This window comes from Paenibacillus solisilvae, from assembly GCF_042656405.1.
Lineage (GTDB): Bacteria > Bacillota > Bacilli > Paenibacillales > Paenibacillaceae > Paenibacillus_Z > Paenibacillus_Z solisilvae.
The window spans coordinates 107,820-131,876 of the sequence record NZ_JBHSOW010000098.1 but is presented as its reverse complement, the minus strand read 5'-3'; the positions used below and the strand labels follow the sequence as shown (position 1 = coordinate 131,876).

27 protein-coding genes and 1 riboswitch are annotated in these 24,057 nt (G+C 49.9%); of the genes, 22 read left to right on the top strand and 5 right to left on the bottom strand.

Going from position 1 to position 24,057, the window contains the following annotated elements; genetic code table 11:
• Positions 1-190: 190 nt before the first annotated feature.
• The 6 genes from ACFPYJ_RS26500 (at position 191) to ACFPYJ_RS26475 (ending at position 5,495) form a co-directional block, all read left to right on the top strand.
• On the top strand, positions 191-919 hold the full coding sequence (locus tag ACFPYJ_RS26500) for an amino acid ABC transporter ATP-binding protein (protein ID WP_379191246.1): 729 nt from the start codon (positions 191-193) through the stop codon (positions 917-919).
• Positions 920-939: 20 nt separating this feature from the next.
• Positions 940-1,788, top strand: coding sequence for an ABC transporter substrate-binding protein (locus ACFPYJ_RS26495; protein ID WP_379191245.1), 849 nt, complete (start codon positions 940-942; stop codon positions 1,786-1,788).
• 77 nt (positions 1,789-1,865) lie between these two features.
• Positions 1,866-2,516, top strand: coding sequence for an amino acid ABC transporter permease (locus tag ACFPYJ_RS26490; RefSeq protein WP_379191244.1), 651 nt, complete (start codon positions 1,866-1,868; stop codon positions 2,514-2,516).
• A gap of 15 nt (positions 2,517-2,531) precedes the next feature.
• Positions 2,532-3,179 carry an amino acid ABC transporter permease gene (locus ACFPYJ_RS26485; protein WP_379191243.1) on the top strand — a complete coding sequence of 216 codons (648 nt, stop codon included), beginning with the start codon at positions 2,532-2,534 and terminating at the stop codon, positions 3,177-3,179.
• Between the two features lie 135 nt (positions 3,180-3,314).
• Positions 3,315-4,601 (top strand): ATP-binding protein, encoded by a 1,287-nt coding sequence (locus ACFPYJ_RS26480; RefSeq protein WP_379191242.1) that lies wholly within the window; start codon positions 3,315-3,317, stop codon positions 4,599-4,601.
• Positions 4,602-4,607: 6 nt separating this feature from the next.
• Positions 4,608-5,495, top strand: a complete 888-nt coding sequence (locus tag ACFPYJ_RS26475; RefSeq protein WP_379191241.1) for a response regulator — start codon at positions 4,608-4,610, stop codon at positions 5,493-5,495.
• A gap of 157 nt (positions 5,496-5,652) precedes the next feature.
• Here the strand turns inward: ACFPYJ_RS26475 and pepT are convergent, their stop codons facing one another.
• Entirely contained in the window at positions 5,653-6,885 is a 1,233-nt protein-coding gene (gene pepT / locus ACFPYJ_RS26470) for a peptidase T (RefSeq protein ID WP_379191240.1), read from the bottom strand.
• 352 nt (positions 6,886-7,237) lie between these two features.
• Here pepT and ACFPYJ_RS26465 point away from each other — a divergent pair, with 352 nt between their 5' ends.
• From ACFPYJ_RS26465 to ACFPYJ_RS26455, 3 genes are all read left to right on the top strand, one after another.
• Positions 7,238-8,698, top strand: coding sequence for an aryl-sulfate sulfotransferase (locus tag ACFPYJ_RS26465; RefSeq protein ID WP_379191239.1), 1,461 nt, complete (start codon positions 7,238-7,240; stop codon positions 8,696-8,698).
• A 30-nt stretch (positions 8,699-8,728) separates the two neighbouring features.
• Positions 8,729-8,857 (top strand): hypothetical protein, encoded by a 129-nt coding sequence (locus ACFPYJ_RS26460; protein ID WP_379191238.1) that lies wholly within the window; start codon positions 8,729-8,731, stop codon positions 8,855-8,857.
• Positions 8,858-9,140: 283 nt separating this feature from the next.
• Positions 9,141-9,308: a diguanylate cyclase gene (locus tag ACFPYJ_RS26455; RefSeq protein WP_379191236.1), complete on the top strand. Its 168-nt coding sequence runs from the start codon at positions 9,141-9,143 to the stop codon at positions 9,306-9,308.
• A gap of 116 nt (positions 9,309-9,424) precedes the next feature.
• On the opposite strand, the gene ACFPYJ_RS26450 is transcribed toward ACFPYJ_RS26455, so the two are convergent.
• The 4 genes from ACFPYJ_RS26450 to ACFPYJ_RS26435 form a co-directional block, all read right to left on the bottom strand.
• Positions 9,425-10,147: an amino acid ABC transporter ATP-binding protein gene (locus ACFPYJ_RS26450; RefSeq protein ID WP_379191235.1), complete on the bottom strand. Its 723-nt coding sequence runs from the start codon at positions 10,145-10,147 to the stop codon at positions 9,425-9,427.
• The gene (locus tag ACFPYJ_RS26445) at positions 10,140-10,799 is read right to left on the bottom strand and encodes an amino acid ABC transporter permease (protein ID WP_379191234.1); all 660 of its coding nucleotides are present in this window, start codon (positions 10,797-10,799) and stop codon (positions 10,140-10,142) included. The genes ACFPYJ_RS26450 and ACFPYJ_RS26445 overlap by 8 nt, the downstream gene beginning before the upstream one ends.
• Before the next feature lie 102 nt (positions 10,800-10,901).
• The gene (locus ACFPYJ_RS26440; RefSeq protein ID WP_379191233.1) at positions 10,902-11,687 is read right to left on the bottom strand and encodes a transporter substrate-binding domain-containing protein; all 786 of its coding nucleotides are present in this window, start codon (positions 11,685-11,687) and stop codon (positions 10,902-10,904) included.
• 141 nt (positions 11,688-11,828) lie between these two features.
• Positions 11,829-11,951 carry a hypothetical protein gene (locus ACFPYJ_RS26435; RefSeq protein WP_379191232.1) on the bottom strand — a complete coding sequence of 41 codons (123 nt, stop codon included), beginning with the start codon at positions 11,949-11,951 and terminating at the stop codon, positions 11,829-11,831.
• A gap of 121 nt (positions 11,952-12,072) precedes the next feature.
• Between ACFPYJ_RS26435 and rlmN the strand changes: the two genes are divergently transcribed.
• The 13 genes from rlmN (at position 12,073) to ACFPYJ_RS26370 (ending at position 23,982) form a co-directional block, all read left to right on the top strand.
• On the top strand, positions 12,073-13,155 hold the full coding sequence (rlmN, locus tag ACFPYJ_RS26430; RefSeq protein WP_379191231.1) for a dual-specificity RNA methyltransferase RlmN: 1,083 nt from the start codon (positions 12,073-12,075) through the stop codon (positions 13,153-13,155).
• Between the two features lie 77 nt (positions 13,156-13,232).
• Positions 13,233-14,246, top strand: a complete 1,014-nt coding sequence (locus ACFPYJ_RS26425; protein WP_379191230.1) for an NAD-dependent epimerase/dehydratase family protein — start codon at positions 13,233-13,235, stop codon at positions 14,244-14,246.
• Position 14,247: 1 nt separating this feature from the next.
• A complete protein-coding gene (locus tag ACFPYJ_RS26420; protein ID WP_379191229.1) occupies positions 14,248-14,988 on the top strand; it encodes a uracil-DNA glycosylase family protein in 741 nt (246 codons plus the stop codon).
• Between the two features lie 179 nt (positions 14,989-15,167).
• The gene (locus ACFPYJ_RS26415; RefSeq protein WP_379191228.1) at positions 15,168-15,548 is read left to right on the top strand and encodes a winged helix-turn-helix transcriptional regulator; all 381 of its coding nucleotides are present in this window, start codon (positions 15,168-15,170) and stop codon (positions 15,546-15,548) included.
• A 275-nt stretch (positions 15,549-15,823) separates the two neighbouring features.
• Positions 15,824-16,993 (top strand): MFS transporter, encoded by a 1,170-nt coding sequence (locus tag ACFPYJ_RS26410; protein ID WP_379191268.1) that lies wholly within the window; start codon positions 15,824-15,826, stop codon positions 16,991-16,993.
• 222 nt (positions 16,994-17,215) lie between these two features.
• Positions 17,216-17,260, top strand: a riboswitch (PreQ1 riboswitch).
• Between the two features lie 112 nt (positions 17,261-17,372).
• Positions 17,373-18,041, top strand: a complete 669-nt coding sequence (gene queC / locus ACFPYJ_RS26405; RefSeq protein ID WP_379191227.1) for a 7-cyano-7-deazaguanine synthase QueC — start codon at positions 17,373-17,375, stop codon at positions 18,039-18,041.
• The gene (gene queD / locus ACFPYJ_RS26400; RefSeq protein ID WP_379191226.1) at positions 18,038-18,484 is read left to right on the top strand and encodes a 6-carboxytetrahydropterin synthase QueD; all 447 of its coding nucleotides are present in this window, start codon (positions 18,038-18,040) and stop codon (positions 18,482-18,484) included. The genes queC and queD overlap by 4 nt, the downstream gene beginning before the upstream one ends.
• Positions 18,474-19,202 (top strand): 7-carboxy-7-deazaguanine synthase QueE, encoded by a 729-nt coding sequence (gene queE / locus ACFPYJ_RS26395; protein ID WP_379191225.1) that lies wholly within the window; start codon positions 18,474-18,476, stop codon positions 19,200-19,202. Before queD ends, queE begins: the two co-directional genes overlap by 11 nt.
• Positions 19,203-19,218: 16 nt before the next feature.
• Positions 19,219-19,716, top strand: a complete 498-nt coding sequence (gene queF / locus ACFPYJ_RS26390; RefSeq protein WP_379191224.1) for a preQ(1) synthase — start codon at positions 19,219-19,221, stop codon at positions 19,714-19,716.
• 738 nt (positions 19,717-20,454) lie between these two features.
• The gene (locus ACFPYJ_RS26385; RefSeq protein WP_379191267.1) at positions 20,455-20,763 is read left to right on the top strand and encodes a winged helix-turn-helix transcriptional regulator; all 309 of its coding nucleotides are present in this window, start codon (positions 20,455-20,457) and stop codon (positions 20,761-20,763) included.
• Between the two features lie 136 nt (positions 20,764-20,899).
• Positions 20,900-21,532, top strand: coding sequence for a 3-hexulose-6-phosphate synthase (gene hxlA, locus ACFPYJ_RS26380; RefSeq protein WP_379191223.1), 633 nt, complete (start codon positions 20,900-20,902; stop codon positions 21,530-21,532).
• 5 nt (positions 21,533-21,537) lie between these two features.
• Entirely contained in the window at positions 21,538-22,098 is a 561-nt protein-coding gene (hxlB, locus tag ACFPYJ_RS26375) for a 6-phospho-3-hexuloisomerase (RefSeq protein ID WP_379191222.1), read from the top strand.
• A gap of 435 nt (positions 22,099-22,533) precedes the next feature.
• Positions 22,534-23,982 carry an ABC transporter substrate-binding protein gene (locus ACFPYJ_RS26370; protein ID WP_379191221.1) on the top strand — a complete coding sequence of 483 codons (1,449 nt, stop codon included), beginning with the start codon at positions 22,534-22,536 and terminating at the stop codon, positions 23,980-23,982.
• Positions 23,983-24,057 lie beyond the last annotated feature (75 nt).

The window sequence follows — 24,057 nt, the reverse complement described above, 5'->3', positions numbered from 1 at the left end:
AGTAAATAAGGAACTTACCTAGTGATATCCTTGCAGGTGACAGCAGCCCCGATATGAAATCGGGGTTATTTTTTGTGGATATTATGTAGGATTCTATAGGATTACGTAGTTTATCCGTATTATAGCGTTAGGCTTTCTAACATATAACTAACAAATCGTTTGTTAATGATGTTGGGAAAGGAGGGGAGCAATGATTTTATTTCGGCAGGTCGAGAAGCATTTCGGTGATTTTCATGTGCTCAAGGCTATTGATCTTCAGATCGAACAGGGAGAAGTCGTTGTTGTTGTTGGACCATCCGGTTCCGGCAAAAGTACATTGCTTCGGTGCATTAACCGTTTAGAGACGATTACAAGCGGTGATTTAATCGTAAGTGAACGTACAGTCAACGATAAGAAGACCGATATTAACAAGCTGAGACGGGATATAGGCATGGTGTTCCAGCATTTCAATTTGTATCCTCATAAGAAGGTTATCGATAATATTACATTAGCTCCCATGAAAGTACTTGGACTGACGAAGCAGGAAGCGGAGAAAACCGCCATGTACTATTTGGAGAAGGTTGGGATTGCGGAGAAAGCGGGACAATACCCATCGCAGTTATCAGGAGGACAACAGCAGCGCGTGGCTATTGCCAGAGGACTTGCGATGAAGCCGCAGGTCATGCTGTTCGATGAGCCGACATCCGCCCTTGATCCGGAAATGGTTGGCGAAGTGCTCGATGTCATGAAGGCGCTCGCCAATGAGGGAATGACGATGGTTGTTGTGACGCATGAGATGGGATTCGCGCGTGAAGTGGCCGACAGAGTCGTGTTTATGGATAAAGGGCAAATCATCGAGGAAGCCCCGCCCGAGGAATTCTTCTCCAATCCGCGTGAGGAGCGGGCGCGCTTGTTCTTAAATCGTGTCTTAAATCATTAATATAAAGGGGAGATTCTAGAATGAAAAAGAGATGGATGACAGTCAGCTTCATGCTCGTCTTATTATCCGTATTCGTGCTGGCAGGCTGCGGAGCGGCAGATGAGAAAGAAACCGGCAATAGCGCAGATCCGGGCAAAGAGCCGGAAGCCGGGGCATCGCTGCTCGATACGATCAAAAGCCGCGGGAAGCTGGTTGTCGGGGTTAAGTATGACACGAAGCTGTTTGGCCTCAAGAATCCGGCAAACGATGAAGTCGAAGGCTTCGATATCGATATTGCAAAAGCACTGGCGAAATCCATTCTTGGAGACGAGACGAAGATCGAACTGAAGGAAGTTACCTCCAAAACCCGGATTCAGATGCTGGATAACAATGAAATCGATTTAATTGTTGCGACCATGACGATTACGGAAGAGCGCAGAAAGCAAGTTGATTTCTCGGATGTTTATTTTAAAGCGGGACAGTCCCTGCTCGTGAAAAAAGGAAGCAGCATTAAAAGCATCGACGACATCAAAAAAGGAACGAAGATACTGGCTGTGAAGGGTTCCACTTCCGTAGATAACATTATAGAAAAATCGCCGGATGCCACCGTGCTCGAATTCGATAACTACCAGGATGCCTTCAGCGCCCTGAAAGCCGGCCAAGGGGATGCGCTCACGACAGACAATGCTATTCTTTACGGCATGATGGCGCAGGATGCCAATTATGAAGTGGTGGGTGAGCCGTTCACCGATGAGCCGTATGGCATTGCCATTAAGAAAGGCGAGACTGCCCTTCTGGACGCTGTCAACAAAGAGCTCGCCGCTTTGAAGTCGAGCGGTGAATACAATAAAATTTATGAGAAATGGATCGGCGAAACGCCGCTGGAGTAGATGAATCACAACACTGGACGGGTGGCCTCGGCCGCCCGTTTTTTTATCGATCAGCTCAGCGAAGGGGATGAACACCGATGGACTTCTCGATTCTAACCGATCACTATGACTTATATCTGGAAGGATTGCGCAACACCATCTACTCCAGCGTCATAGCTCTGATTGCCAGCTTCATAATAGGGACGGTTCTTGCGATATTTCGGATTTCGTCCATCAAGCCGCTGCGCTGGGCAGGTACGGTATATATTGAATTTATCCGCAACATTCCGCTCCTGCTGGTGGTTTACCTTTTTTACCTGGGTCTGCCCTCCATGGGAATTTCACTGGACGGATTTGTCTGCGGAACAATCGGGCTTGCGGTATACACCGCTGCCTTTATAGCGGAAGCCATCCGGGCTGGAATCATGTCCGTACCAAGAGGCCAGATGGAGGCGGCGCAGTCTTCCGGGTTAACGTATGTGCAGGCGATGAGATATGTCGTTCTTCCGCAGGCGATAAAAATCGTCATTCCTCCGCTCAGCAACCAAATGATCAATTTGGTTAAAAATACATCGGTGCTCAGCGTGGTCGCCGGATTGGATCTCATGTATTTTGGCGATAAGGTTGCAAACAAAACGTATGTCTACATGGATACTTATATTTTCGTTGCTGCATTCTACCTGCTGCTGACTCTTCCTTTAAGCTACATTGCGCTTCAATTGGAACGAAGATTGGCTAAACAAGGCTAGAGAGGAGGGTGACGGATGGATTTTAATGCTTTTTCACCCGACAATGTAAGGTTCATTCTTGAGGGCTTTCTCCTGACGCTTAAAGTAGCATTCAGCTCCATTATTCTAAGCTTCGTGCTTGGTGCTATAGTGGGTACCATTCGTTATATGAAAGTTCCTGTTCTATCGCCGGTTTTAGGCATATTGGTTGAAATCCTGCGCAATCTGCCGCTTCTGCTTATTATATTCTTTACACGTTTCGCTTTGCCGGAATACGGTATTCATCTTGGTCCCGTATATGCGTCCATTATCGCTTTGACCTTGTTCGAAGGGGCTATGATATCTGAAATCGTCCGCAGCGGCTTGATTTCCATTGATAAAGGGCAAATCGAAGCTGCGCGTTCATCCGGACTCAGCTATCTGAGAACCCTCTGGCATATTGTGCTTCCGCAGGGGCTTCGCCGCATGGTGCCGCCGCTGGTCAGCCAATTTATTTCTTTATTGAAAGACACCTCGCTGGCAGTGGTCATTGCGCTGCCGGAGCTCATGAATCATTCGAAAATCGTCATCGGGCAAAACTCTAATTATGCCCTTCCGATTCTCTTGTTTGCCGCTATTCTGTACTTTACCGTTAACTATGCTTTATCCTTACTTGCGAAGAGACTTGAGACTCGAATGGTTTAATGATTCGGGTGTAAATAGACGATCGGATGGCTGACTTCAGGAGAAGTCAGCTTATTTGGTTTTATGCTTTCTTCACAAAAAATCTATGAAAATGATAGCTCATTGTTTACAATGGGGGTAACTGGAGGGGATTATTTGCGGAGATATGTGAATCACGTAGGGATGCAGATGATACTGGCAGCAGTGGTGACGGCGATAGCAGGGGAGTTTAAAGTAACGCCCTTTAGCGGGGAACTGTTTCGAATTGGTCTGGGAAGCAGCGCTTTTCTGCTCTTTCTGCTCGTCATGCGGCAGCTTCCCTATGTGTACACGGGAATCGTAACGGGGATTACGGTGCTTATCTTCCGTTCCACCCTGGATCTGGTCGTTTCATCCGATACGGCGTCACTCACAGGGAGCCTGCAGACCCACTTATCGGCAGCGCTCTATTATCTGATATTCGCAATCGGAATGAAGCAAATTCAGCGCCATTTACCTGATCTTCACCCTCTCCTGTTGGCGTGTATCATTTCACCTATTGATTTATTATCCAATGAAGCGGAGCTGCTGGCCCGCAGTATCCTATTCGATCTCCCTTACCTGTATAAGGATCAGTGGAAGCTGCTCGGGGTTACTTCCGTCGTCCGCAGTATCTTTGGGGTCGGTCTGTACAGCAGCATTATGATCAGTCAGATGCGGGTTATACATTCCGAGCAGCAAAAACGAATGGATCAAATGCTTAATATAGGTTCAGGCTTGTACGGAGAAGTATTTTATTTGAAAAAATCGATGAATACCATTGAGCAAATTACAGCCAAGAGCCACGGGTTGTACGGCAGGCTCAGTGATGCCGGAGACAAGGAAGCAAGCCGGTCCATGCTGGAGATTACGCAGCAAATTCATGAAGTAAAGAAGGACTCCCAGCGGATCCTGTCCGGGCTGCTGAAGCTGTTCGACCGGGAAACGACTTCGGACATGACCCTTGCAGAAATCGTTATTTTCGTTATCAATTCGAATTACGGCTATAGTCAGATGTTGAAGAAAAAGATTCACTATGACCGGTCGATAGAAACGAATTATGCAACGGCCTGCTATATTCCGCTCTTAACCGTGCTTAACAATCTGGTTTCCAATGCAGTGGAGGCCATTGAAACAGAGGGAACGATTCGTATCAAGGTTTATGAACAGGGGGAGGAGACGGTGCTGGTCGTTTCCGACACGGGAGGCGGCATAGCGGAGCCTGACCGGGATATTATTTTCGAACCCGGATTTACGACGAAGTTTAATCATGAGGGATGCGCGGCCACCGGAATCGGTCTCTCACATGTGCGCGATATTGTTTATTCCTCAGGAGGCAGGCTGCGTTTGCATTCATCAAGTCAGTCCGAAGAAACAACCTTTGTCGTCGCTTTTTCGACCCATACATTGAAATTAGGGGTGTGAGGACGGATGCTTACATTTGGTATTGTGGATGATGATGCGGCAAGCATACTGATGCTGAAAAGCATTATTGAGAAAAGCTGGATCGGCGAAGTAATTGTCACGGCGGAGAATGGGAGCGAAGGCGAGAGAGCGGTGCTCGAATCGAATCCGGATGTCCTGCTGATTGACTTATTGATGCCGGACCAGGACGGGATTGAGACGATAAAGAATTTGAAGCAGCAAGGCTATAACGGAAAGTATGTAATGATCTCGCAAATCGAGAATAAAGAAATGATCGGCAAGGCGTATCAAGCCGGAATTGAATTTTATATTCAAAAGCCGATCAACCGGGTGGAAGTTCAAGCGGTATTATCCAAAGTGAACGAACAGTGGAAAATCAGCCGCTATTTGAACGAAATGAAGGATTCGATGGCCAAACTCAGCAATCTCAGTACAGATTTGGGGAACAGCCCGAAGAAGCAGACGGCTCGCGAAATCATTCAGCCGATACTGAGGGATATGGGAATAGTCGGTGAAATCGGGAGCAGGGACATTGTTGAAATCATGGAATACTTAATTCATCATACGAAAGCGGAGACGCTTCCGCCTCTCAAAGAACTGTATGAGGTTGCCGCTCATGCTCATAACGACACAGGCAAAGAGGGTAAAGCGGTCGAGCAGCGGATCCGCCGCACCGTCATGAGCGCTTTCTCCAACCTCGCCAATATTGGATTGACGGATTACAGCAATCCCAAATTTGAGCATTATGCGCCTTTGTATTTTGATTTTCAAGACATCCGGTTGAAGATGAAGGAAATGGACGGGAAGCTGAAGCCGGAGAAGGGGAAGGTCAATATCAAAAAGTTTCTGCAGGTTCTCTATCTCGAGGTGCTGGATAAATGGAGGGCGCAATAAGGCAGAACAGCAGGAGCCTAAATCGGCTTGAGAAAAGCAATCTATTCCAGCTGTGAACATTATCAGAGACGATGAAACAACCTCAGCCCGGTCATGTACCGAGCTGAGGTTGTCGCCTGCAAGGTTATTTATAACGCAGTGATACCTGGTAATACTTCTAAGCTCTTTGTTCGTACAGCTGGGCGATTTTGATGATGGTCTTGACAGCCAGCACCATCGTGTCTGCGGAAACATATTCAAACCGGCCGTGATAGTTTTCCCCGCCTGTGAATATATTCGGTGTCGGCAATCCCATGTAGGACAGCTGGGAACCGTCCGTACCTCCCCGAATAGGTTGAATGATCGGCGCAATGCCGAGATTCTCCAGTGCTTGCTTGGCGATATCCACCACTTCCATGACAGGTTCGATTTTCTCCTTCATGTTAAAATATTGATCCCTGATTTCGAGCTCGATGCGTTCTTCCCCGTATTTCTCCTTCAGGCCCTCCACGATGCGGGTGAGCTCGGATTTTCGCTCATTAAACCGGCTGCGGTCATGATCGCGTATGATGTAGCGCAGCTGTGTCTGCTCGACATCGCCTTGAATGGAGAGGAGGTGATAGAAGCCTTCATGTCCTTCGGTTTGCTCAGGCGTTTCATTCTCCGGCAGCTGTGCGTGAAGCGCCATGGCGATTTTGGCGGAGTTGATCATTTTGCCTTTGGCCGTTCCGGGGTGAACGTTCTTGCCTTTGCACGTAATAAGGGCCGCCGCCGCGTTGAAGCTCTCGTACTGAAGCTCGCCAAGGGGGCCGCCGTCCATCGTATAGGCATAAACGGCATCGAAGGCGCCCACATCAAACTTATGGGGACCTCTGCCGATTTCCTCATCGGGGGTGAAGGCGACTCTTATTCTGCCGTGCTTCAGCTCGGGATGAAGAATCAGATAGGACATGGCCGTCATGATCTCCGTGATGCCGGCTTTATCGTCGGCGCCAAGCAGAGTAGTGCCGTCGGTAGTAATTAATGTCTGGCCTTTATAGCCATGCAGCTCCGGAAAATCGCGCGGCGACAGCACAATATGCAGCGCTTCGTTCAAGACGATGTCTTGTCCGTCATACTGTTCGATAACTTGGGGCTTCACACCGGCGCCGGTAAAATCAGTGGCTGTATCCATATGGGCAAGAAAACCGATTGTCGGGACCTCTTTATCCGTATTGGCCGGAAGAGTAGCCATGACATAGCCGTTTGCATCCATGGTAACGTCCTGCATGCCGATTGTTTTTAACTCTTCCACGAGCATTCGGGCCAGCGTCAGCTGCCCCGGTGTAGAAGGGCAGGTATCGCTGCTCTCATCGGACTGGGTTTCAACTTGGGCATAAGAGATAAATCGGGATATAATCTCAGTTTTCATAATGATTTCTCAACTCCCATACAATTTGTCGTATAGAGCAAATTATAATACAAAAGCGGCGGTATCCAAAATGACCATGCACGAAGTTTCGGGTAAACCTGCGAATAGGTCAATAAAGAATGAGATGGAGACTGCATAACCATAATCGAAGGCAGAATTTCAATTGTTATAATTCATACTTGACAGCTTGGAATTATGGGAATATTATAAATCCAACGAATCTCATATGCCGATCGGACAGCCAAAGGCCCAATTCGTTTCCTCAGGGAAGCGTAATTGGGCTTTTTGTTGTTTCAGAAGCAAAGCAAGGTGCCGCCGATTACCAATACAACATTTCAAGGAGGTACACGTGATGGGTCACCCGACGATATATCCGACAGGAACCACCATTTATTTGCCCGAGAAAGCATGGAGCGGCTATACCATCTTTCAAGCGGGAGACTTAGGAGCGCTGCTGATCGATATGAGCGGCAAAGAAGTTCATCTATGGAAGGGACTGCGGGGCTTCCCCAATAAAATACTGCCAGGCGGGTTCGTCATGGGAAGTACGGCAGAAAGAGATCCGAGATACGGGTTTCAGGACGAGGCCGACCTGGTACAAGTAGACTGGGACGGCAATATCGTCTGGCGGTTCAACCGTTACGAGTATATTGAAGATCCTGACAATGAGCCGCAGTGGATGGCGAGGGCTCATCACGACTACCAGCGAGAAGGCAATCCGGTCGGCTATTTTGCCCCGGGCTTGGAGCCTGGAACGGACAGCGGCAGCACGCTAATTCTGGTACACAAGAATGTAAGCAGGCCGGAGATCTCTGATCAACCGCTGCTGGACGATACGATCATCGAGGTGGATTGGGAAGGCAACATCATCTGGGAATGGGCGGTTAGCGATCATTTCGACGAGCTTGGTTTCGATCAGGATGCAAAGGATGTCCTGTTCCGCGATCCGAACAGAAGGCATTTCGGCAATGGCAGCGGTGGCGATTGGATGCATATCAACTCGATCTCCGCAGTCGGTCCGAACAAATTTTACGATCAGGGCGACGAACGCTTCCATCCGGACAATATCATCTGGGACGCCAGGGAATCGAACATTATCGCGATTACGGACAAGAAGACCGGGAAGATCGTGTGGAAGCTCGGCCCCGACTATTCGCTGCCGGAAGTGAAGCACCTCGGCTGGATTATCGGGCAGCACCATGCGCACATTATTCCGAAGGGCCTGCCGGGCGAAGGTAATTTGTTAGTCTTCGATAATGGCGGCTGGGCCGGTTACGGGCTGCCCAATCCCGCATCCCCGGACGGACAGAAGAACGCTGTGCGGGATCATTCCCGAATCTTAGAGATCAATCCAGTGACTTTAGAAATCGAATGGCAGTATACGCCAAAAGAAGCGGGATTTCACGCCCCGCTCGATTCCTACCGCTTCTACAGCCCGTTTATCAGCTCGGCCCAGAGGCTGCCTGGCGGGAACACGCTCATTACGGAGGGCTCGAATGGCCGGATTTTCGAGGTGACCCGGGAGCACGAGCTGGTATGGGAATACCTGTCGCCTTACAAGAACAAGCGGAACATGAACATGGTTTACCGTGCATACCGGCTCCCTTATGAATGGATACCGCAGCTTGAGAAGCCGCAAGAGCACGCGATTCTTCCGGTTGCTGTCGCCGACTACCGGGTGCCGGGAGCAGCGGGCAGAGGTACGGATTCGGTCGTGAGCATCGAGGGAACGTCTACTTTCGAGAATGGGGCGTTTTGCGTGGCTGGAAGCGATGAGCTGCCGCTCAGGAACGAAGAGGAGAGCGGGCATTAACCACACGGGAACAACGAGGTTGAACGTATCATGTTGATCCTGATCAGACTTACCTTGGACCCCGATGATGAGGAGATGTGCCTCAACCAGCTGGCCGAGGACGGAACGGACGATTCGGAAGAGCATCCTGAGCTTGCGTACACTCGTGTGAATGACTAGCTGCGTGCGTGCTCGGCCTTCACGGCGGCATGTGCATCTATACTGGATAAATACAGCTATTTCGGGCTTTAGATGTTCATACGAGCGGCTATACTGGAAATTTCCAGCTGCAAATGCCTAATGAAGCTCCAAAAGGCTCATTCGGGGCGATTTAGCTGTATCGATTGCAGTATAGAGGCATCCTCAACCGGATGGCACTCTTTTAACTGTACGAATTCCAGTATAGGTCAAGGTGTAACAGGTAATCAGGTACTTATGCCACGGCTTCATTGACGGATACCGGGTGGATGTAACGGCGAGCATTGGAATCGCGGTATATCCGGGTGACGGGGTGGATGGAACTGAGCTCCTGAGGCGTGCAGACCAGGCGATGTACGAGGCCAAGACCAAGGGCAAGAACAGCTGCCGGTTCTACTCAAACAGCGTCAATATGCAGCTCCAAGATAAGTAGGGAAACAGGGCTAAGAGGAATAACACCATGGGTGCCGAGGCGGATCGTGGGTAACCGGGGGATTTTACAGGGGTAACCTGCTGGATCTTCTCGCAGTCCAGCAGGTTCTGATGCGATTACAGGACTTTCTCTAGAAATTGACGCGCACGTATATTAGCGGGGTTATTGAAAAATTGCTCGGGAGGCGCCTTCTCGACGAGCTGCCCCTTATCCAGGAAGTAGATCGTATCGGCAGCCTCTTGGGCAAACCGCATTTCGTGAGTCACGATAACCATCGTCATCCCCGTCTCTGCAAGGCCGCGGATAACCTCCAGCACCTCCTTGACCATTTCCGGATCGAGAGCTGAGGTCGGTTCATCGAATAACATGATGTCCGGCTCCATCGCAAGGCTGCGCAAGATGGCAACGCGCTGCTTTTGTCCGCCGGAAAGCTTGGAAGGGAAGGCTTCTGCCTTGTCCAGAAGTCCGACACGCTCCAGCAGCTCCAGCGCCTTTTTACGCGCCTGATCCCTCGACCATCCCTTCACTTTCATAGGGGCAAAACAAATATTATCGATGACGCTCATATGCGGAAACAGATGAAAATGCTGAAAAACCATCCCGATCCCTTGCCGAACCTGTCCGATATTTATTTTTGGATCGGTGATATCCTTGCCGTTTATGGTGATCCGTCCGCTTGACGGCGATTCCAGCAGGTTTAAACAACGGAGGAAAGTCGACTTGCCCGAGCCGGAAGGGCCGATAACCGCCACAACCTCACCTTGGTTAATGGTCGTCGTAATCTCGTGCAGGACCTTATTTTTTCCGAAGGACTTAGACAGCTTCTCGACATTAATCACTACGGCGCATCCTCCTCTCCAGAATTTGAGCAACAAAAGTAAGTATCAGCACCAAAATATAATAAATGACACCTACAAAAACCAACGGTTCAAAGTACCGGAACGTATCGGAACCAACGACATTTGCGCGGCGCATCAGATCTTCGACGCCGATGACGGACACAAGCGAGGATTCCTTCAGCAGGGAAATACACTCATTCACAAGCGCCGGCAGAATATTCTTAACGGCTTGCGGCAGAATGATGCTGATCATCATAGTCTTATAGGGGATACCCAAAGACATGGCGGCTTCACGCTGGCCCTTGTCCACGGAGAGAATGCCGCCGCGGATCGTTTCGGACAAATAAGCAGCTGAATTAAGACCGAAGGCGAGCCCGGCTGCCATCAGCGGCGAAATATCGTACTGAAATAATTGAGGGGTTGCATAGTAGATCAAAACAAGCTGAAGCAGCAGCGGCGTTCCCCGGAAGATAGAGGTATACACGTTAGCGAACCACCGGAGCGGCCGAATATTGGAGATCTTAAACAAGGACAGCACAGTTCCCCATATAAAACCAAAGAGCGCGGATACAAGCGTAAACAAGAGGGTGATGGCGATCCCCTTCAAGACATAAGGAATATATCCACTAAGAACACTAAAATCTAAATTCATTCCACAATCATCCCTTACTTTCTATTCACATCAGCCAATCCATCAATCATTCACGAAACAAATGCCCCTGCCGGGAGTTACCCGAGAGGGACATTGGCCGCGTTACTCAAACCATTTCTTAATGAATTCATCTTTCTTGCCGTTGTCGGTCAGCTCTTTCAAGGCTTTGTTAAAATCACTCACCAGGGCAGAGCCTTTTGGAAAAGCTACCGCATAGCCTTCTTCTTCATCCGACTCGATGGCCTGGAAGGTCAGATCGGGATTGCTCTTCACATACCCTTTACTTACAGCATCTTCTATGATGGCTGCATCAATGCGGTTCGATTTCAGTTCTTGAATCAGATCGGGAATCCGGTTTAATTTTTTAATTTGAGCTTCTTTCAAGTCGGCAACTGCCTGTTCCTGTGTTGATCCTAGCTGAACGCCAATCTTCTTGGTTTTGAGCTCGTCCAACGTTTTATAAGCGGTATCGCTCTTGGAGACGATCGTGTTCTTCGCAACAAAATAAACATCGGAGAAATCCACGCTTTTCTGGCGTTCCTCCGTAATGGACATGCCGGACATAACCAAATCGACCCGTTTCGACTGAAGAGCCGCAATCAAGCCATTGAAATCCATGCTTTGAATTTTCAGCTCATAGCCGAGTTTTTCCGCGACCGCTTTTGCGATATCGATGTCAAATCCAACGATCTCGCCGTTATTCTTTGCATCTACATTTTCATAAGGCGGATAATCCGGTGAAGTTCCCAGAATGAGAACCTTTTTGTCTGCGGACGGTTCCGGCTTCGCATTTGAGTCTGAAGCGGGTGTTCCGTTGTTATTGCCGCTGCATCCAGCCAGTGTAAATAAGGCAGCAAGCAGAATGGTAATGAGACGTGCTTTTTTCATCGTGTTCACTCCTGTTAATGTTGAGGTTTCTTTGTGATAAACATTTAAATTTTAATATATCAGACAGAAGAGGCAAGATTCTAATGGAAATATATTGCTGGCCTCATGCGATCCTTATATTCTTTCCTATCTATCTGCAGGTTATGAAACGGCTTTGTTCTCTATATCTTCATCCGGCAGGAACCGCCATTCTCCATTAATAACCAGTTGAACTACTCTTATTACCCAATGCCGGTACAGGGCAAACACGTTCGCAGTGTTCAATTGGACGAATAACTCCTCTTGTTTTAATGGATTTTTTTTGGGACAATACTAACAAGAATATAAGCTTCGGCGGGTTAAGAGAATAGGACTCAAGGTTGAGTTTTGAAAAGAGGATAAAAGCATGACTAAAGCATCTATATATGGATTAACGTTTGAACAGCTGACGGCGTGGCTGATGGAGCGGGGACATAAGAAGTTCCGCGCCTCGCAGGTGTGGGATTGGCTGTACCGGAAGCGGGTTTCGGATTTCACGGACATGGTCGATGTCCATCCGGAGTGCATACAAGCATTGGCGGATCACTATATCATCCAAGGCCTGCAGGAACATCTGAAGCAGGAATCAACAGATGGGACGATTAAGTTCCTGCTCAAGCTGCAGGACGGCAATCTGATTGAAACCGTATTGATGAGGCACAAGTTCGGCTTGTCCGTCTGCGTGACGACGCAGGTCGGCTGTAATATCGGCTGCAGCTTCTGCGCAAGCGGCCTGCTAGCCAAGAGCCGTGACCTGACAAGCGGCGAAATTGTGGCCCAAATCATGAAGGTTCAGCATCATCTGGATCAAGCCGGGCAAGGGGAGAAAGTCAGTCACGTCGTCGTGATGGGAATTGGCGAGCCCTTCGATAATTTCGCGAATATGGCGGATTTCATCCATGTGATTAAGGATCACAAGGGACTCGCAATCGGAGCCAGACATATTACGGTGTCGACGAGCGGCCTTGCTGACAAAATCGTGGAGTTCACGGATTCCAACCTGCAGGTTAACCTTGCGGTTTCCCTGCATGCGCCGAACAACGAGCTTCGCACCCGGATTATGAAGATTAACCGGGCCATTCCGATCGAGAAGCTGATGCAGTCCATTGATTACTATCTGGAGAGAACGAATCGCCGAATTACGATTGAATATATTCTCCTGAAGGATGTCAATGACCGCAGGGAGCATGCACTCGAGCTTGCGGAGCTGCTTGGTGAGAGACGTAATCTGGCGAATGTGAATCTGATTCCCTATAACCCGGTCGATGAGCACAGCCAATATCAGCGCAGCGAGCAGGAATCGGTGCTGGCCTTCTACGATACGCTTAAGAAACAGGGAATCAGCTGCAGTGTCCGTCTGGAGCACGGCACGGATATCGATGCCGCTTGCGGACAGCTTCGGAGCAAACAAATGAATAACCCAAGCAAAGACAGCCTTGTAGTAGGTTGAAAGTAAGCTGGAAAACAAGCGTATCCCTTCATGCCTGGATGCGCTTTTCTTTTACTAATCAAAGGAGCGTGAGTTCTATGAAAGTATTGTTTATCGGAGGAACAGGCCTGATCAGCACGGCAGCCTCAAAGCTCGCTGTACAGCAGGGGATTGATTTGTATCTGCTCAACCGCGGCAATCGGGAGCGGTTTGTGCCCGCTGGAGCAACCGTGCTTCGCGGTGACGTGAACAACCGGCAGGAAATGAAGGCGCTGCTGGAAGAGCATTATTTTGATGCGGTGGTCAATTGGATTATCTTCAAGCCGGAGGAAATCGACCGTGATGTGGAGCTGTTCGCAGGTAAAACGAATCAATATATCTTCATCAGTACAGTGGCTACTTATCAAAGACCGCCAAGCTATTATATCTTCGATGAATCCGCGCCGCAGTCCAATCCGGGATGGGGGTATGCGGTAGATAAGATCGCCTGCGAGCAGCGGTTAATGCAGGCCTACCGGGACTCAGGCTTCCCCGCGACAATTGTCCGCCCTTCGCATACATACGGGGAAACGACGATTCCTTTTGCTATTACAAGCGGGGCACATCCATGGACACTGATTGACCGCATCCAGAAAGGGAAGAAAATTATTGTTCCAGGTGACGGCACCTCCCTGTGGACGATTACACATAATACCGATTTTGCCAAGGGGATCGTCGGATTATTAGGAAATTCGCAGACGCTCGGACAGGCGTTTCATATTACCTCTGACGAGGTCAAAACGTGGAATCAATATTTGAAAGTCATCGGTCAGGCCATCGGCGTGGAGCCGCAGGCCATTCATATGACATCGGAGTGCATTTCACTGTTTATGCCGGAGGTCAAAGCGGGATTGCTCGGCGATGCCAGCAACAGCTATGTGGTCGATAACCGGAAAATCAAAACCTTCGTACCCGGCTATACGGCAACGACCTACTTCGAGCGCGGGATCCGGCAGTCGATTGCGTATTTCAGGGCGCATCCGGAGCTGCAGACGGTCGATGAGGAAATGAATGCCAAAATGGATCACATGATTGCTGCTTACGAGGCGTTCTTGTCGGGCGTGGGCGGGTAACATGCTTTTATCAACCCAGTTCCACACGTATGAACCAGCTATACGTTCGCTTCCCGTGGATCGAGCGCTGACCCAGGCAGATCTGCTTACGGAAGAGTTCTTGATGGAGCGACACGGACAACTGGAGACTTACTATGCCCCGCATAATGAATATGTAAATTTGTCGGCAAAGATTGTCATTATCGGAATAACACCGGGCTGGACGCAGATGAGGATCGCTATGCAGGAAGCAAGAAAGGGCTTGGAGAAGGGGCTGGCGGATGAGGAGATAGGTAAAAGGGCCAAAGAAGAAGCCCGGTTCGCCGGCTCGATGAAGCATCATTTAATTAGCCTGCTGAATGCGCTTCAACTGCACAAGCATCTCAACCTGCCGTCATGCGAAGAATTGTTTGGAGAACACCGCGAGCTGCTGCATTCCACTTCCCTGCTGCCGTATCCGGTGTTCTTCCATAAGAAGAATTATACCGGCTCGCGGCCTAATCTGCTCTCTACCCCTTCTCTTCTGGAGGCTGCCCGGCTGCATATGGCGGAAGAGCTTCGGCTGCTCGGGCAGATCCTGATCATCCCGCTGGGCAAAACGGTGGAAAGCGTTCTTCGTCTGCTGGAGCGGGAAGGCAAACTGGATGGAAGGCAGTGTCTATGGGGTTTTCCTCATCCTTCAGGGGCCAATGGGCATCGGCATAAGCAGTTTAAAGGTGCTGAAGGCCAGATGAGACAGATCCTGCAGCAGGCTGTGTTCTAGCCAAGAGGTGGCCGTGCGTTAGTGAGTTGAATGATAATAGGTTGACTAATGTGCCCAATCTGGATGCAGCCGATTGACACGTATAGAAGAGCGGGGTCATAATGAAGTCATATTCGGATAATCGAATGTTATACACTTCATCGGTCCAACTAACTTTTCTATAAGGGAGGCGTATCCAGGTGACTGAGCAAGTTGGTGAGAATACCAGATGTAACGAGAAAGCCGGCTCCAGTATTTGCGAGGTGCTGCTGATTCTCGGTGCGAAGTGGGCGTTCCTCGTACTGGAGGAGCTGCTTAAGGGGCCTCAGCGTTTTAACCAGCTCCAACGCAATGTAGCGATCGTGAAGACGCAGTCTCTGACGGATACGCTCCGCCATCTGGAGAAGAACGGCCTCGTGCTCCGCAAGGTCTTTCCAACGGTGCCTGTAACAGTTGAATACTCGCTGACGGAGAAGGGCACGGATTTTCAAGCGGCTCTGAAGGAAATGGACAAATGGGTACAGAAATGGGGCAATCAGGCGCAGGTTTCCGAAGCTGAAGATGCCCGTCAAACTACATAAATGAAAAGCGCAGTATAGCGCTTCAACCAAGAGCCGCCAGGGACTAATTCCTTGGCGGTTTTTTTTGTTATCTATACAACAGCCTTTCTCAGTTACTTAAAGTAAGTTAGTCAAAATAAATGGATGATGTCCAACTATTTTGTGTTCTTACTTTATGAAAGTAACTAGAATATACTCCTAATAAGAGCTCAGCCGGACGCGGCCGAATGTCTCACCATCCACAGGCTCCAGCAAGCAGTGAGGCCGCAATTTAGGAGAGAAAGGGATTGTTAACGATGAACCGACTTGTCATTTACATGCTGACCATAGCTGTTTTCTTCACCGCTACCTCCGAGCTGGTCGTAGCCGGCATCCTGAATGTATTAGCCGAAGAGATGCATGTCTCTGTCGCTCTGGCTGGACAGCTTATTACCGTCTATTCACTTGCTTTCGCAATTGGAACACCGGTAATTGTGTCCCTGACATCGCGGATGAGGCGCAAGAAGCTGCTTCTCCTCACCATGCTGGCTTTCATCGCCGGTAATCTCGTCTCGCTCATTAGCGCAAGCTTCGTTCTGCTGATTGCAGCCCGAATGATACTTGGCGTAAGCTCAGGTGTCCTGCTCGTAGCCGCATTCAGCGCTGCAGCCAAGCTGGTCCCGCCTGAGCGAATCGGGAGCGCAATCGGCACTATCATTCTCGGTTTCAGCAGCGCCATGATTCTTGGCGTACCGATCGGTATCGCCCTGACCGATATGTTCAATTGGCAGATGATCTTCCTCTTCCTGGCCGCAGGGAGTCTTCTTATCCTGATCGGGATGGCGCTGCTGCTTCCCGAGATTGAGGGCGACGCTCCTGTTCCGTTCAGCCGGCAGTTCACCGTGCTTTCGAATCCGGTCATTCTATCCGCCCTGCTGCTGGTCCTGTTCAGAGAAGCAGGCAATTCCATCATGTTCACCTATATAACGTCATTCCTGGATACGATCCTGCACCGGAGTGCCTCTGACATTGGATTCATCATGCTCACATTCGGCATTGCCGGTGCGGCCGGCTCCCGCGTTGGCGGCTCCGCGGTCGACAAATGGGGAAGCAAACGGATCATGACATTCAGCATCATCGGTCATGTCGTCACACTAGCCCTGCTGCCGCTAGCGATTCACGTGTTCCCGATTGCTATTGCGCTTTTGTCGCTATGGGTCATGTCCATGTTCATTATGGGGCCGGCTACGCAGACCTACTTCATCGAAAAGGCGCCGCAGTCGGCCAACCTAATCATCAGCCTGAACACTTCCGTGACGCAGATCGGTCTGGCAGCAGGAGCCGGTGCGGGGGGCATGGCGATCTCAGTGAATGCAACGGTTCTGTATAACCCGTGGATTGCGAGCACTGCACTTCTGCTGGCTTTCCTTGCAGCGCTGGTTTCCTTCCGGAAGAGCAGAAGGACGCAGGCCGCTGCAGCGGCTTGAGAAGCCTGCGGAGCAGCTGAGTAGCTGACAATACGCAAGCAGTCTGAGCAGCCAATAACACGCAGCTCCCTGACGGATGCAGGAAGCCTGGCCTGCACAAGTACAGTACGGTTGAAACTCCGGATATCCGCCGTTATTTATTGTCAATTGAAACGGAAGCGGTAAAAGTGGTACAATTCAACTAACAGCATACAAGTCCAAGTGCGCTAGTAGAGCCGCAGCTTGGGAGAGGTTCTAGCAACACCCTCTATAAAAAACTAAGGAAACGATACCTCCTTGGGTATCGTTTTTTCATTTTTTGTGAGCAGTGGAACAAGCGCATTGTCCTAGAATCTCTTGCGATTTTGCCTAGTTGAGGGTAGAAGGGAAGAGGGTTTATATGAAGAAAGCAAGCAAAGCCGTGGTTGTTTTCAGCGGCGGCCAGGACAGCACGACCTGTCTGTTCAAAGCGATGAAGGAGTTCGAAACGATAGAGGCTGTTACGTTTGACTATGGCCAGCGTCATAAGCTGGAGCTGGAATGCGCAGCCCGCATTGCGGCGGAATTCAATATTAAACATCATGTGCTCGATATGTCGCTGATCAGCCAATTGGCGCCGAACGCGCTAACCCGGGATGATATCGCGATCGAACAGAAAGAGGGGGAGCTTCCTTCGACGTTCGTGGACGGGCGCAATATGCTGTTTCTGTCCTTTGCGGCGGTATTGGCGAAGCAGGTGGGAGCCAAGCATATTGTTACGGGCGTGAGCCAGTCGGATTTCAGCGGCTATCCCGATTGCCGGGACGTGTTCATAAAGTCGCTCAATGTGACGCTCAATCTGGCGATGGATTATGAATTTGTGATTGATACCCCGCTCATGTGGCTGACGAAAGCGCAGACCTGGCAGCTGGCCGATGACCTGGGCGTCTATGACTATATAAGGGAAAACACATTGACCTGCTATAACGGGATTATTGCGGATGGGTGCGGGGAGTGTCCGGCTTGCCTGCTGCGGGCAAGAGGGGTTCAAGAGTACGAGGCGGCCAGAGAAGAAGGGCTTCGCGTATGATTCAGCAAATCTACCCATCGGTCATGCATCCGTTTCGTTATGAGCTGAATAAAGACATGCATTTTGCCGCGGCTCATTATGTCCCAAGCGAGAGTGCCGGAGCATGCAGCAATGTGCATGGCCACACTTATTTTCTCAATGTTACGGTTGCAGGCAACGAGCTGGATGAGACCGGGTTCCTCGTTAACTTCTCGCAGATCAAGAAGCTGATTCATGACCGGTTCGACCATACCATGCTGAATGATCACTCGTCCTTGTTTAGCGATGAAGATCCAAGCCGCTTCCCGACAACGGAAAATGTAGCGAGAATCGTCTGCGAGCTCATTCAGGCGTATCTGGACCGATCAGCGAACAAGGCAAAATGTGTGCAAATCTTCCTCAGGGAAACACCGACCAGCTATGTCGTCTACCGTCCTTATGCAGGAGGCAACTATGGCGAATAGTCGGTTTCCAGTTATTGAAATCTTCGGTCCTACCATCCAGGGTGAGGGCATGGTTATTGGCCAGAAGACGATGTTCGTTCGAACAGCTGGCTGTGATTATCAATGCTCCTGGTGCGACTCCGCTTTCACGTGGAACGGCACAGGCAAAGCGGATATCCGCATGCTTACGGCAGAGGAAATTGAAGCGCAGCTGAGAGATATTGGCGGCGATACCTACTCCCACGTAACAATTTCCGGGGGCAATCCGGCACTGCTGCGGCAGTTGAACGAGCTTATCGAGCTGCTTCACAGCCTCGGAATCTCGGTTGCCTTGGAGACTCAGGGCAGCATCTGGCAGGATTGGTTCCTGCAGATTGATGAGCTGACCCTTTCGCCCAAGCCGCCGAGCTCAGGCATGACGACGGATTGGGATCAATTAGATCTGATTGTTGTCAATCTCGCCGGGCAGAAGCGGAATTTTAGCTTAAAGGTCGTTGTGTTTGACGAGACAGATCTGCAGTATGCGGCTGATGTTCATGAGCGGTATAAGCAGGTTCCGTTCTTCCTGCAGGCGGGCAACGACGATGTGCACGAGCAGGATTCAGCGTTGTTATTGAACCGGCTTATCGAGAGATATAAATGGCTGGTGGACACCGTGATTGCGTCCTCTGAGCTGACGAATGTACGCGTTCTTCCTCAGCTTCATGCATGGCTGTGGGGCAATAAACGAGGCAAATAAAGGAGAGAAACGATTCATGGCAGGACGAGACGAAGCCGGGCTCGAAGGCATCAGCCTTCTCGGCAATCAAGGCACGCAGTACGCGCAAACCTACACGCCAGCTCTATTGGAGGCGTTCGATAACAAACATCCATACCGCGATTACAGGGTAAAGTTTAACTGTCCGGAGTTTACAAGCCTGTGCCCGATTACGGGACAGCCGGATTTTGCGACCATCTATATCTCATACATTCCCGATGTGAAAATGGTAGAGAGCAAGTCGCTCAAGCTCTATCTGTTCAGTTTCCGCAACCATGGGGATTTCCATGAGGACTGCATCAATATCATCATGAATGATCTGATTGACCTGATGTCGCCGCGTTTCATCGAGGTATGGGGCAAATTCACACCTCGCGGCGGAATCTCCATCGATCCTTACTGTAACTACGGCAAGCCCGGCACCAAGTACGAGCAAATGGCGGATTACCGCATGATGAATCATGACTTGTATCCGGAGAAAATCGATAATCGCTAGCTTCATCAGCAGGCAGCGCTAACCCCGATGGGGATGGCCGCACTCCTGCTTGATCAGCCCCAGCCGCTCGCAGCAATCTGAAAGTTACAATGAGGCTGCTCGGCTGCTCGGCTGCTCGACTCCAGCTTATCCTGCCGCTATTAGTGGTGGAGCATGTGTTTTTAGAATGATTAAGCGGTTGTTCGGCTGATCGGTTGATCCGACACCAGCTTATCCTGCTCATTTCATTGGTGGAGCGCCAATCTATACTGGATTTTATACAGTTAAAAGGCAGATTTCGGCCTCAAGGAGCTGCTATACTGGATTTCATACAGTTAAAACAACCAAGAATGGCTGTTTGGAGCTAATTTCGGCGTTATAACTGTATCATTTCCAGTATAGAGTTCAATAGAATCGATCAAGCGCGAAATAGCTGCAATTATCCAGTTTAGATGCTGGTTTTGGTGCGCATTGGCTTAAGCATGCAGAAGCATATACCCGGTGCCGATTCCGATTTTTGCTTAGCCCGCAAACGCAGCTACCAATCCGGTGCGGGGGTGCTTTGCAGCCCGCCAGCCCACCAAGTACACCCTCTAATAAGGCTGCTCCAAGTCGTGATCATGACTTGCGAACAGTCTTTTTTGCGTTCACTCAGCTTGCAGCCCATACGATCTAAATTGAAAACCAAGCCTTCTACGCGTTAAAATGATTGGTAATGCGCAAGATGCACATGAAAGGAGCCGACAAACCGTGGGCGACATGCAGTTTAAGCGATCAGTCGAGATGACATTGAAGGTCATCGGGGGAAAATGGAAGCTTGTTATTCTGTGCCATCTCATTGATGGCGTCAAACGCTTCGGCGAATTGAAGCGGGAGATGCCGGATATTACCCAAAAAATGCTCACCCAGCAGCTCAGAGAACTGGAGCAGGATGGTATCATCGATCGGAAAGTGTTCAATCAAGTTCCGCCAAAAGTAGAATATTCGATCACGGATTACGGCCTTACGCTCAAGGAGGTTCTGGATGTCATGTCCGAGTGGGGCCTGCATCATGTGGAGCACTCTTAAACGTTCATTTTATTGCCCGAAATCACTCCAATAGTATCTATTTGGGTACTACGTTACACAATAGTGCGTACTTTCCTTTTCGATTGTGATCCGCTACGATAGAGGGGTGCACAATAACTTGTAGGAGTGATCATTAATGGAGCTTCAACTAGCATTAGATCTCGTGGACATCGCAGGAGCCAAGGAATTGGTGAAAGAAGTAGAGTCCTATATCGATATCGTTGAGATCGGTACGCCGGTCGTTATTAATGAAGGACTTAGAGCCGTCAAGGAAATCAAAGATGCTTTCCCTCATCTGAAAGTGTTGGCGGACCTAAAGGTCATGGATGCAGCGGGCTATGAAGTGATGAAGGCCTCGGAGGCTGGCGCGGATATCGTTACGATTCTTGGCGTAGCGGAGGACATGACGATTAAAGGTGCCGTGGAGGAAGCGAAGAAACAGCAGAAGAAAATCCTTGTCGATATGATCGGCGTGAAGGATATCGCAGGCCGTGCTAAGGAGCTCGATGCGCTGGGCGTAGATTATATCTGTGTGCATACCGGTTATGACCTTCAGGCGGTCGGCAAAAACTCCTTCGAGGATCTTATGATTATCAAAAGCGTAGTCAAGAATGCGAAGATTGCCGTAGCAGGCGGCATCAAACTGCAGACGCTGCCGGAAGTCATTAAAGCCGGTCCGGATCTTGTCATCGTAGGCGGCGGCATTACTGGGCAAGAGGATAAGCAGGCTGCTGCTGCGGAAATGCAGCGTTTGATTAAACAAGGGTAACCGGCATGCCGACAACGCAATTATTAGATCAAATCATACAGGAGCTGGCGCAGACTGCCCGGGTAGTTGCCGATGCCGATGTGGACAAGCTGGCGGAGGAAATTCTCAGGTCCAGGAAGGTCTTCGTAGCAGGTGCCGGCCGTTCTGGATTAATGATGCGCGCTTTTGCCATGAGACTGATGCAGTTGGGGATTGATGCTTATGTAGTTGGGGAAACCGTCACACCTAACCTGGATCAGGGGGATTTACTTCTGATTGGATCAGGTTCAGGAGAGACCAAGTCGCTCATACCTATGGCTGAGAAAGCCCGCAGCTTAGGTGGAACCGTTGCGGTTATCACGATTTCTCCAGAATCGGCCATAGGCCGGCTGTCGACGCTTATCATCAAATTGCCCGGTGCGGCCAAAGATCATTCGGGCGGCCAGAGCAGCATAACCATCCAGCCAATGGGCGCGTTATTCGAGCAAACACTGCTTCTATTCGGTGATACGGTCATTCTGAAGATGATGGAGAAGCAGGGTCTGAATACCAAGGCGATGTTCGGCAGACATGCCAATCTTGAATAGCGAATCAGCACCATAGAAAGCAGCAGAGCAGGGTCCGCAAAAAGGCCGCCGCTCTGCTGCTTTTTGTGCCTATGGCTGGCCAGTCGTAGGCAGCGGTGCAGGTCCGAGTTCAGCCGAGCAGAAGGATGGGCCGGCAACGATAAAGCCCGAATAAGCAGACAAACATAACGAGCGTAATCAAGGCCTCCTCTATCTAGGGGGCTTTTTTTGCTGCAAGCAGTCATATACGGGCGCATCTTGTTGTAACCGCTGTCAAATTAGTTTAAATAATGGAGTTTTTTTTATAAATCGTTCATTTTTACCTCGCTTGAAACCATCTAGAATAGAAAAGAAAACAAACGGAGACAGATTTTCTCCGGAGCAGATGAAAGCGCTGTACGGTTTTTGGAAGAAGCTGCTTTGTTTTGCCAGTTAAACGATACAAGGAGGGTTTCTATGAAAGGGTTAAGGTCAAAAGGATTTATTTTTCTTCTCGTATTGGCATTTGTATTAAGCGCTTGCAGCTCTGGAACGCCCAAAACAGAAGGCACGAATAACGGCACCAATGAGCCGGCGGCGAACACGACCGGCAATGCGGCGGAGCCGGCAGACACGAACGCTGCGAATGATCCGAAGGCTGATAATAAAGCGGAGGAAGGCACAGCAGCAGAGAAGGTTACCGATCCGAACATGAGCGGCAATGTTACGTTCTGGACGTTCACCGCGGATATTTATAAACCGATTATTAAAGAATTTAACAAAGTGTATCCGAACATCAAGATCAACCTGGTCGGAATTGATTTTGGCGGTATGCATGACAAGCTGCAAACAACGCTTGCAGCAGGTAAAGGCGCACCTGACGTGGCGCAGGTCGAGCAGGGACAATTCCCCCGCTATCTGAAGGGCGATGTGCTTGAGGATTTGCTCAAGCCGCCGTTTAATGCAGGGCAATACAAGGATGACACGTCGGAGTATAACTGGATACGCTGGATGTCGCAGGACAATTCGAAGCTGTACGGTATGCCTTGGGATGTAACGCCAGGCGTTCTATACTACCGTGCCGACATCTTCGAAGAGCTCGGTATCGAATCCGATCCGGAAGCTCTAGCTGAGGTTATTGCGGATGGAGACGGCTGGATCAACGTTGTTGAGACGCTTACGGCTAACAAAAAATACGGTATGGAATGGCGCGACGGTCCAGTCCACTGGGCAGGCGACGTAACTGGATATTTCGACAAAGACTTCAACTGGCTGCGCAACACAGACGAGCTCGTTCAGGTTCTTGATGTAACGAAGCGTCAAAATCAACTGAAGGTCGCACCGCACATGTCCGGTATGTATGATGACAAAGGTAAAGCGCTGACGAAGAGCGGTCAGCTTACCGCGATGGCTCTGGGTTCATGGGGTGCCCGCGATATTGCGAAGATCTTCCCGGATCAAAAAGGCAAATGGCGCGCAACGGCACTTCCGCTTAACATCAGCGTAGGCATGGGCGGATCGACGTTCGTGTTCCCGAAACAGGCAAGCGCTGCAAATAAAGAGGCTTCATGGAAATTCGTAGAATGGATGCAGTTCTCTGAAGAAGCCTGGAAGATCTTCGTGGCGAATTCGGTTCAACCGGGCTGGAAGAGCATCACACAGCTGGGCTGGTACCAAGAGCTTAAGAATGATTACCTTGGCGGACAAAATGACTTTGCTTTGTATTCCTCGCTTGCGGATCGGATTCCACCGCGCAAAATCACGGCCCTTGACGGAAAAGCATGGGATATCTGGCTTAAAGGCGTTCTGAATGCGCTGGATAAGAACGTCGATTCCAAAACGACACTGAACAATATTGAAGATGAGATCAAACGTAAGCTGACACCGGAAATCGATAAGCTGAAGAAAGAGCTTGCTACTCCGTAAAGCAGCCCGGTAGCCAGCATGTGAGCCTGTTGCCGGCCGTACCCATCAGGGTGCGGCCGGTCGGTTCATCATGGC

Bases quoted from the DNA above. Each gene is read 5' to 3' on its own strand.
- ACFPYJ_RS26500 (WP_379191246.1), top strand. From the start codon at position 191: ATGATTTTATTTCGGCAGGTCGAGAAGCATTTCGGTGATTTTCATGTG.
- ACFPYJ_RS26495 (WP_379191245.1), top strand. From the start codon at position 940: ATGAAAAAGAGATGGATGACAGTCAGCTTCATGCTCGTCTTATTATCC.
- ACFPYJ_RS26490 (WP_379191244.1), top strand. From the start codon at position 1,866: ATGGACTTCTCGATTCTAACCGATCACTATGACTTATATCTGGAAGGA.
- ACFPYJ_RS26485 (WP_379191243.1), top strand. From the start codon at position 2,532: ATGGATTTTAATGCTTTTTCACCCGACAATGTAAGGTTCATTCTTGAG.
- ACFPYJ_RS26475 (WP_379191241.1), top strand. From the start codon at position 4,608: ATGCTTACATTTGGTATTGTGGATGATGATGCGGCAAGCATACTGATG.
- pepT (WP_379191240.1), bottom strand. From the start codon at position 6,885: ATGAAAACTGAGATTATATCCCGATTTATCTCTTATGCCCAAGTTGAA.
- ACFPYJ_RS26465 (WP_379191239.1), top strand. From the start codon at position 7,238: ATGGGTCACCCGACGATATATCCGACAGGAACCACCATTTATTTGCCC.
- ACFPYJ_RS26460 (WP_379191238.1), top strand. From the start codon at position 8,729: ATGTTGATCCTGATCAGACTTACCTTGGACCCCGATGATGAGGAGATG.
- ACFPYJ_RS26445 (WP_379191234.1), bottom strand. From the start codon at position 10,799: ATGAATTTAGATTTTAGTGTTCTTAGTGGATATATTCCTTATGTCTTG.
- ACFPYJ_RS26440 (WP_379191233.1), bottom strand. From the start codon at position 11,687: ATGAAAAAAGCACGTCTCATTACCATTCTGCTTGCTGCCTTATTTACA.
- rlmN (WP_379191231.1), top strand. From the start codon at position 12,073: ATGACTAAAGCATCTATATATGGATTAACGTTTGAACAGCTGACGGCG.
- ACFPYJ_RS26425 (WP_379191230.1), top strand. From the start codon at position 13,233: ATGAAAGTATTGTTTATCGGAGGAACAGGCCTGATCAGCACGGCAGCC.
- ACFPYJ_RS26420 (WP_379191229.1), top strand. From the start codon at position 14,248: ATGCTTTTATCAACCCAGTTCCACACGTATGAACCAGCTATACGTTCG.
- ACFPYJ_RS26410 (WP_379191268.1), top strand. From the start codon at position 15,824: ATGAACCGACTTGTCATTTACATGCTGACCATAGCTGTTTTCTTCACC.
- queC (WP_379191227.1), top strand. From the start codon at position 17,373: ATGAAGAAAGCAAGCAAAGCCGTGGTTGTTTTCAGCGGCGGCCAGGAC.
- queD (WP_379191226.1), top strand. From the start codon at position 18,038: ATGATTCAGCAAATCTACCCATCGGTCATGCATCCGTTTCGTTATGAG.
- queE (WP_379191225.1), top strand. From the start codon at position 18,474: ATGGCGAATAGTCGGTTTCCAGTTATTGAAATCTTCGGTCCTACCATC.
- queF (WP_379191224.1), top strand. From the start codon at position 19,219: ATGGCAGGACGAGACGAAGCCGGGCTCGAAGGCATCAGCCTTCTCGGC.
- ACFPYJ_RS26385 (WP_379191267.1), top strand. From the start codon at position 20,455: ATGCAGTTTAAGCGATCAGTCGAGATGACATTGAAGGTCATCGGGGGA.
- hxlA (WP_379191223.1), top strand. From the start codon at position 20,900: ATGGAGCTTCAACTAGCATTAGATCTCGTGGACATCGCAGGAGCCAAG.
- hxlB (WP_379191222.1), top strand. From the start codon at position 21,538: ATGCCGACAACGCAATTATTAGATCAAATCATACAGGAGCTGGCGCAG.
- ACFPYJ_RS26370 (WP_379191221.1), top strand. From the start codon at position 22,534: ATGAAAGGGTTAAGGTCAAAAGGATTTATTTTTCTTCTCGTATTGGCA.